Source organism: Streptomyces sp. NPDC051677, assembly GCF_044453465.1.
Lineage (GTDB): Bacteria > Actinomycetota > Actinomycetes > Streptomycetales > Streptomycetaceae > Streptomyces.
In genome coordinates this window covers 1-7982 of sequence record NZ_JBITCT010000120.1, presented here as the reverse complement: position 1 = coordinate 7982, position 7982 = coordinate 1, and the positions used below count along the sequence as shown (strand labels likewise).

Annotated in this window: 7 protein-coding genes; 6 read left to right on the top strand and 1 reads right to left on the bottom strand. The window is 68.2% G+C overall.

The annotated features are described in order from the left end of the window. Positions 1–160: 160 nt before the first annotated feature. Positions 161–3904 carry a BTAD domain-containing putative transcriptional regulator gene (locus tag ACIBAF_RS48880; protein WP_399473276.1) on the bottom strand — a complete coding sequence of 1248 codons (3744 nt, stop codon included), beginning with the start codon at positions 3902–3904 and terminating at the stop codon, positions 161–163. A gap of 45 nt (positions 3905–3949) precedes the next feature. Between ACIBAF_RS48880 and ACIBAF_RS48875 the strand changes: the two genes are divergently transcribed. The 6 genes from ACIBAF_RS48875 to ACIBAF_RS48850 all read left to right on the top strand — a co-directional run bounded on the left by ACIBAF_RS48875 (position 3950) and on the right by ACIBAF_RS48850 (position 7875). Next, complete coding sequence (locus ACIBAF_RS48875; RefSeq protein WP_399473274.1) at positions 3950–4489, top strand: RICIN domain-containing protein; 540 nt, start codon at positions 3950–3952, stop codon at positions 4487–4489. A 25-nt stretch (positions 4490–4514) separates the two neighbouring features. After that, positions 4515–6263: a peptidoglycan-binding protein gene (locus tag ACIBAF_RS48870; protein WP_399473272.1), complete on the top strand. Its 1749-nt coding sequence runs from the start codon at positions 4515–4517 to the stop codon at positions 6261–6263. A gap of 48 nt (positions 6264–6311) precedes the next feature. Beyond that, positions 6312–6680: an SH3 domain-containing protein gene (locus tag ACIBAF_RS48865; protein WP_399473270.1), complete on the top strand. Its 369-nt coding sequence runs from the start codon at positions 6312–6314 to the stop codon at positions 6678–6680. 38 nt (positions 6681–6718) lie between these two features. After that, the gene (locus ACIBAF_RS48860) at positions 6719–7105 is read left to right on the top strand and encodes a peptidoglycan-binding protein (RefSeq protein ID WP_399473268.1); all 387 of its coding nucleotides are present in this window, start codon (positions 6719–6721) and stop codon (positions 7103–7105) included. A 136-nt stretch (positions 7106–7241) separates the two neighbouring features. Beyond that, positions 7242–7454 carry a prevent-host-death protein gene (locus ACIBAF_RS48855; RefSeq protein ID WP_399473266.1) on the top strand — a complete coding sequence of 71 codons (213 nt, stop codon included), beginning with the start codon at positions 7242–7244 and terminating at the stop codon, positions 7452–7454. Continuing rightward, the gene (locus ACIBAF_RS48850) at positions 7444–7875 is read left to right on the top strand and encodes a type II toxin-antitoxin system VapC family toxin (protein WP_399473264.1); all 432 of its coding nucleotides are present in this window, start codon (positions 7444–7446) and stop codon (positions 7873–7875) included. Before ACIBAF_RS48855 ends, ACIBAF_RS48850 begins: the two co-directional genes overlap by 11 nt. Positions 7876–7982 lie beyond the last annotated feature (107 nt).

The following is a 7982-nucleotide window of genomic DNA, read 5'->3' as shown; positions in this document are numbered from 1 at the left end:
GTCTCGCCCACCCATTCGCCCATCGCCACAAGACGAGTCTGGCCCTGCCGCTCATGCGGCAGGGCCAGAACCCAAGATCTTCATCGACCTTCTAGGCGTGACGTCACGCCACCGCGCACACATCGGCCGCTTGAATCGCGAACGGTCCTGTTCGGGAATTTCAGGTCCCGGGTGGCGTACCGGTTGTCGGAGGCGGGGTTTGGACGGCGATTCGGTGGTTTTCGTGATCAGCCAATTCGGACAGGGCAAGGGCCCCGCAGGTAACCGACAGGGCTTTCGCCCGTTCCAACTGAGCGAGTCCTTCGACCTGGCGGCCGGAGGCAGACAGTGCGGTACCGGCTGCCAGCCGGGCCATGGCCTCGTTGAGGGGCATTCGGGCCGCGCGAAACTCGTCAGCTGCCCTGCACGCGGTGGGACCCGCTGCCGGGTTCTGCCGGGCGAGTTGTACCTCGACGCGGGCCAGCAACGCGAAACCGCGCTGACCGGGCGGCCCGTCAGGGGCTGCGGCAGCGGCTGCGGCAGCGGCTGCGCGGTCGGCCCAGCCTTCGGCGGCTGTCACGTCGCCCAGGGCCAGTTCCGCTACCGTCAGCAGCCGGAACCACATCGGGCGGACCGGGGCTTCGAACCCGAGCAGGTGCGGGCCGCCGCCCGCTTCGAGCACCTTGCTGACACAGCCGTCCGGATCGCCGTTGAGCAGCAGTGTCTGGCCGAGCATCCCGACCATCGCCGACCGGCGTGCGCCCGGTGCAGGGCCGGCCAGGGAGATTGACTCCGCACAGATCTTCAGTGCTCCGGCGAAGTCTCCCCGCCACATCAAGACCGCCGCGCTCACTACCTCGGCCAACGAGCGCGGCTCGCTGCTGCCCACGAGTGATGCCGCTTCCAGGGCGTCGTCGGCATACGTCGCCGCCTCGTTCAGGCGCCCGAGCCACATGAGGGCGTAGGCGGAGGCGGCGAACAGATCGGCGAGCACCAGGCTCTGGCCGGTGCGACGGGACAGTTCCAGGCCTCGCCCGAGATGGCCCAGCGCAGAGTCGTAGCGTTCGTGGAGCATCTCCGTCCAGCCCACCATGACGAGCGTGTCCAGTTGCCCGGCCAGTTGCTGGTCGTCGGTGTCATCGAGTACTTCCATCACCAGGTCGAGGTAGTCGGTCGACCGGGCGTCGCCGGCGAAGGTATGTGCCAGTGCCAGGAGAGCGCGGACCGCGGTGGTCTGCAGCGGATCGCCGATACGTTCCGCCGAGCGCAACGCGCGTTCGCCCCAGTCGATGGCCGTGGAGAAGTCGTTCGTACGAAGCGCCACCACCGCGACCCCCAACTCCAGGGTGGCGGTTTCAGGCTTCACTCGGCCGTCGTGGTCCGCCAACTCCCGGAGCAGCAGAGCCGTGGCCTCTTTGTACCGGCCGAGTGCCCACTCCACGGTGGCTCGGAGGGCAGTCAGCTGGGCCCGCCGGCCCGACGCTCGCTCGGGCAGGAGCGAGGCGGCCGTGCGCAGGATGTCGCGGCTTTCCAGCAGGCGTCCGGCCATGCCCAGCGCATTGGCCTGCTGGAGCCACAGTTCGGGCCGCAGTCGACTCTGCTCGCCGAGCAACCGCAGGGCTTCCTGTGTCCAATGCGCGGCAGTGGCCGGTGCGACCGTCATCACCTGACGGGCGGCCCTTACCAGGACGTCAACGGCATGTTCGTCTCCTACGCGTGCCGAACGCTGAACGTGCGACGCCTGGGCGGTCAGCGGTGCGCCGTGCAACGCCAGGCCGTCCGCGGCCCGAGTATGCGCCTCGATCCGCCAACCGGCGCCCGCCCCCTGGTACACCGCCGCCCGCACCAGCGGATGGCGGAACTGGAATTGGCGCGTGGAGCCGATCTGGCGCACGAGGTCCCGCTCCGCGACCTCGTCCAGGGCGGCAAGGGCCTGTGCCTCACCGGTTTGGGCCACGACTGCCACCATGTCGGCTTCGAAAGAGTCGCCGAGCACCGCGGCCGCCTGTGTACAGACCCTCGCAAGGGCCGACAGACCACCCAGCTCCTCCAGCAGTGCGGCTCGCACCGATGGCGGCAGATCGTCGGCGACGGGCGCCGAGACGACCGGCACCGGCGGCGGGCCATCGTGCGCGGCGCTTCGAGTCAGCGCCTCCAAGTAGAACGGGTTGCCGCCGCTGGCCTCGTACAGCCTTCGGAAACGCCAGTGATCCGTCCTGGCCCCGCACAGCTCCGCTCCCTCGGCCGGAGACAGCGGACCCAGCTCGACCCTGGCCACTCTTCCCTCCGTTTCTGCCCGGGCAAGTGCCGCGGCCAGCCGCGGCGGGGCCTGCCGGGGGCGGTAGGAGAGGGCGAGCAGCAGCGGTGTCCTCGGCGGGTGCCGTATCAGATGGTCGATCAGCTCGACCGTACCGTCATCCGTCCACTGCAGGTCGTCCAGGCTGAGCACGACTCCGCCGGCGGTACTCAGCGTCTCCAGCAACGTTCGCACCGCCCGGTGGAACCAGTACCGTTCGACCGTCACCGGATCCGGCCCGGTCGGGAAACGATCACTGAGCGCGGGGAAGACCGTGCTCAGCAGAGCCAACGCGCCGGACGGTGATCCATCCTGCCGGAGCCCGCGGAAGTCCACGTCGCCGAGGTGGTCGTCCAAGGCGTCCACGAATGCACCGTACGGAGCCCGGTCGAACTCCACGCTGCGTCCGGCCAAGGACACGAAGCCGCGTTGCCTCGCGCGCTCGCCCAGTTCGCCGAGCAGCCGTGTCTTCCCGATGCCCGGTTCCCCGACCACCTCGACCACCCCCGGCGCACCGGCCAGGGCATCCTCGATCGCACCGTCGAGGACGGTCAACTCCGCTGCCCGCCCGACCAGGTGGCTCCCCGTCCGCGGCCGCCGCGGTGTCGGGGGACCGGGCAGGGCACCGCCGTCCCGTGCGCTGCGCACCGGCGGGGACGTGGGTAACGGGCGCGGCACGAGGGCGGGTGCGGACTCCGGAGCGCGCCTGACGGCGGGGCCGACGGCGGGAGCGTTCAGTGCGGGATCAGTGGTGAGGATCTGCTGGTGCAGTCGCCGTAGCGGGAGGCTCGGGTCGCAGCCGAGCTCTTCGGCCAGCAACAGCCGGATCTGCTCGTAGTGGCTGAGAGCCTCGGCCGGGCGACCACTGCGGTACAGGGCGAGAATGAACTGGCCGGCCAGTCGTTCGTCCAGTGGGTGTGTCTCCACCCGGGCGGACAGTTCGGCCAACACTGCGGTGTGGTGACCGCAGCGGAGCCGAACGTCGGTGTGGTCCAGTTCGGCCGCGGTCCGTTCTTGGTCCACGGCTTCGCGGAGGGCGTTGAACCAAGGGGTGTCCAGACCCGCGAAGGCATCTCCCCGCCAGAGGCCGAGTGCCTGCCCGAACAGGGCCGCTGCCTGCTCGTTGTGCGTGGCCGCGCGGGCCCGAGCGACAACGCCATGGAAGCGGTGCAGATCCACCGCCGTCTCCTCGACGTCGAGGACATAACCACCGGAGCGCCGGACGATATCGACCCCCTCGGCGATGGCCAAGGCTTGCCGCAGACGGGAGAGGTAGCCGTAGAGCGTGTTGCGGGCCCGCTGCGGAATACGGTCGGCCCAAACGCGCTCGACAAGCTGGTCCACCGAAACCACCCGGTTGGCGTCCACAAGCAGCACCGCGAGCACACATCGCTGCCGGGCGTGGCCCAGATCGACGATTCGGCCGTCGAGACGCGCCTCGACATTGCCGAGCAGACAGAACTCAACCGTCACAGCACGCCCCCGAGTCTCAAGTCCCCACCCTCGCACAGCGCCTTCGACCAGCCCATTCAAGGTTTGTCCAAGCTTCACCGACGGTCGGCCGCGCACCTTGGTCCAGGACAGGAATTGCGGCAGACCGCGGGCTGTCGCGCTGATCGCATGGCTCAAAAAATTGTCATGTTTTTGACAGTACCGGGAGTGTAAATGCGTCGTATGGGAAGCAAATTGATCCGCTGGGTGGGTGCGGCGATCGTGGGTTTGGGTGCCGTGTTCGGGGTCGGCATGGCGACAGCCGTCCCCGTTTCGGCTGCCGGTTTCAGCTGTCCGAGCGACTGGCAGGCGGACACCTGGCAGAACACCGCCAACCTCAACTACCTGAACGTCAGCGGTTCCGGTGGCTCGGGCGCCAAGGTCATCACCTGGCACTCCAGCAGTGCTTCGCCGCACACCAACGAGCAGTGGTGTCTGCAGCGTGCGTCCGAAGGTGGCTGGTACTTCCATCCGAAGTACAACACCGGGTTGTGCATGGACGTGCAGGGCGCGAACTACTCCAGCGGCGCCGGCATCATCGTCTGGACCTGCAACGGCCGCGCGAACCAGCGGTTCGCGGTCTCAGTCCCCCCTGGCCAGCACAACCATGTGTTCTGCCCGACGGCCCACCAGTCTCTGTGTGTCTCGCAGGGCGGGGGCGATTTCGGCAATCAGGTGATTCTCCGCAGCGCCAGCTACGACAACTACAGCTTCTGGTTCTGACGGCGCCCGCCGAGAGGACACGACGATGCTTCGTTCCACGCTACGCCGACGGCTCGTCCCGGCGCTCGTCGCCGGCCTGGCCGCCGTCCTGATCGACCTGGCCGCGCCGACCGCCTGGGCGGTCGCGCCCACCCCCGTCAATCTGAACTCGTCCTCCTGCCCAACGAAAATCCAACAGGGCGAGAGCGACGGCTGCGTCACCGAACTGCAGAAGCTGCTCGACCAGCACGGCCAATCGATCACGGTGGACGGCTCCTTCGGGCCGAGCACCTACGGCGCTGTGCGGATCTTCCAGTCCCAGTCCGGCATCGCCGTGGACGGCATCGTCGGCCCCAGGACCAAGCAAAGCCTGTACAACAACTCAGCAGGCGGACTTCCCGGGCCGGTCAACCTGAACTCGCCCGACTGCCCGGCTACGGTCCAGCAGGGGCAGAGCGGAGGCTGCGTCACCGAGCTGCAGAACCTGCTCAACCAGCACGGGGCCACGCTGGTCCTCGACGGCAGCTTCGGACCGGCGACCCTCACGGCGGTGAAGTCCTTCCAGTCCGGCGCGGGGCTGTCCGCGGACGGCCTGGTCGGACCGGCCACCAAGAACGCCCTCTACAACGGGACGAGTTCGATCCCTGCCGTGGACCTGCGCTCCCCGTCCTGCCCCGCGACGCTCCAGTCCGGTGAGATCGATGGCTGTGTCACGACGCTCCAGACCTTGCTCAGCGCGCACGGGCAGCACCTGGCTGTCGACGGCGACTTCGGACCGGCGACCCTCACGGCGGTGAAGTCCTTCCAGTCCGGCGCGGGGCTGTCCGCGGACGGCCTGGTCGGACCGGCCACCAAGGCCGCGCTCTACAGGGATGTCGGCAGCGGCACCTCAGCGCCGGGCCCGATCAACCTGACCTCTCCGTCCTGCCCGGCGAACATGCAGCAGGGAGAAAGGGACGGGTGCGTCACCGAACTGCAGAACCTGCTCAACCAGCACGGAGCCTCGCTGACCCTTGACGGGATCTTCGGGCCGGCGACCGCCTCAGCGGTGGAGTCCTTCCAGTCCGACGCCCTGCTGCCGGTCGACGGCATCGCGGGCCCCCACACCAAGGCGGCGCTGTACAACGGGACCATCGTGCTCGTCGGCTGCGAGATCCCCGACGGGATGACCGAGTGCGCGACCGGCGACGGCATGGCCGCTCGCGCCGTCAACCTCGCGCACTACTACTACGACGCGCCCAAATCGGCTTCGCAGGCGGCCGACCAGGTCCGCCTCAAGCAGCGCTACGGCTTCGGCACCGTCGGTGCCATCCCGTACGTGTGGGGCGGGGGACACGGCGGCTCGCCAGGGCCCTCCTACGGAACCTGCCAGGGGTACACCGGCGCGATCCAACCCTGTCCCGCCGCCAGCACCAAGGGCCTGGACTGCTCCGGGTTCGTGCGCTTGATCTACAAGATGGCCGCGGCCATCGACATCGCTCCCGGCGGCGGCGGCACCAACCAGGAAATCAAGAACGCGCATCTGCACGCCGTCCCCCGCAGCGACCTGCGGCCCGGCGACTTGATCTTCTGGGGAGCCGGCACCGACAACACCGACCACGTTGCGATGTATCTCGGCTCCGAGTACGTGGTGACGACGGACAACTCGGCCAGCCCGTTGAACCCCTACTCGCCACCCCTTACCGGCACCGGCCCCGCGGTGATCGAAGCCTGGTTCACCGGGAGTCACGTCGGCATCCACCTCCTGAGCCAGCACTCCCGCCCCCCTGTGGGCTACTACCACGTCAAAGGCTGAATCAGGCCCCGCTGCCCGCCCCTGGGCGGACAAAGGAAGAAGGTTCCGATGAACATCAAGCACTTCACGGCCATCGCCGCCGTTGCGGCTGCCTGCACACTGGCCGCACCGGCGGTGAGTCAGGCGGCCACGCCGACCGGCGTCGAGCGTGCCGCAGCGGTGGTGGCCGCCGGCAACGCGTCCGGCCACTTCACCGGAGACGGCGTCAACATCCGTTCCGGTCCCGGCACCGGATACTCCTCCAACGGCCAGGGTCAGAGCGGCCAAAGCGTCTCGATCTACTGCTACTACTACGCCAACTACGGCGACAGCGGGCGGAAGTGGTACTACCTCAAGGACAAAGCGACCAACGTGACCGGCTTCGTCAGCAGTGCGTACATCAAGGTGACCAGCGGCGCCGTCGGCTACTGCCTCTGAGGTCCGGGACCTCGGACAGGACGGAAAGGAAGTACTCCATGCGATCGACCGTACACCTGGGCGCGACAGCAGTGGCCGGCGCAATCCTGGCCGCGTCCGTGGCATTGGCGCCCCCTGCGGCAGCCAGCAGCTACTGGAGCCAGTGCATCGCACTGGGCAGGACCACGTGGCACTCCGACAGAGAATCCTGGACGATACCGACGACGCAGTTGTCGTCCGGCTCGAACAACGCCTGCGTCCGATATGCCCAGCAGCAGCTGAACCTGTGGGAGCCCGACGCCAATCTGGCGGTGGACGGCGCATTCGGTTCACGGACCCTGGCCGCGACCAAGGCGTTCCAGAGAAGGTTCTCCCCCATTGCCGGGCCCGTAGACGGGATCATCGGCCCGAAGACCTGGAGCAAGCTGGTCTTCTCGCCGAACTGACCGTCGATTGAGCATTCCGCCGGCCCCCGCCAACGGTACGTAGGAGTTCTCGTCCTGCGAAAGCCCCCTGTGGGGGGGGCTTTCGTGGTGGCACGGGTCAGCAGGCATCACCAGAACCCCGGAATCCAAAGAGATCATGGACGCCGTCCAAAGCGGCCAGTCCTTCACCGTCACCCGCGACGGACACCGCATCGGCGCACTGATCCCCCTGCGTCGGCGTCGGCGCTTCGTCCCGCGCGGCGAGTTCGCCGCCATGTCCCGCACCGCTCCCGACATCTTTCTGGACGCCTTCCGCGCCGACCAGGACACCACCGCCGAGCAGGAGCCGGACAACCTCTATGCCCGGTGAGCACCGACAAGGACTCCTCGACACCGACATCATGATCCTTCGCAAGTGGATCAAACCAGAGGAACTGCCCGCCGAGATGGCCATCACCGCCATCACCCTGGCCGAACTCTCCGCAGGCCCCCACCAGGTCCGCAGCAACGCCGAACGCGCCCGCCGCACGGACATCCTCCAGCGCGCCGAGAACGAGTTCGACCCCATCCCCTTCGACGCGGAAGCCGCCCGCATGTACGGCCGGGTCTGCGCCGCCGTGGTCAGCGCGGGCCGCCAGCCCCGGCGCAGTATCGCCGACCTGATGATCGCTTCCATCGCCATCGCGGAGGGCCTCCCCCTGTTCACCACCAACCCTGACGACTTCAGAGGCTTGCACGACCTGCTCACCGTCGTCCCGGTCACCCGCCCCAAAGCGCTCCACGATCGCTAGGACGCCACCGCACCGTTGCTCAGAGCCTCAGCAGCTCTCAGCATTCCGGGCATTTCGGCCCGGAAGGTCCGTCTCGTCACCAAAGCGTGAGGGCTCCGGCGTGAGTA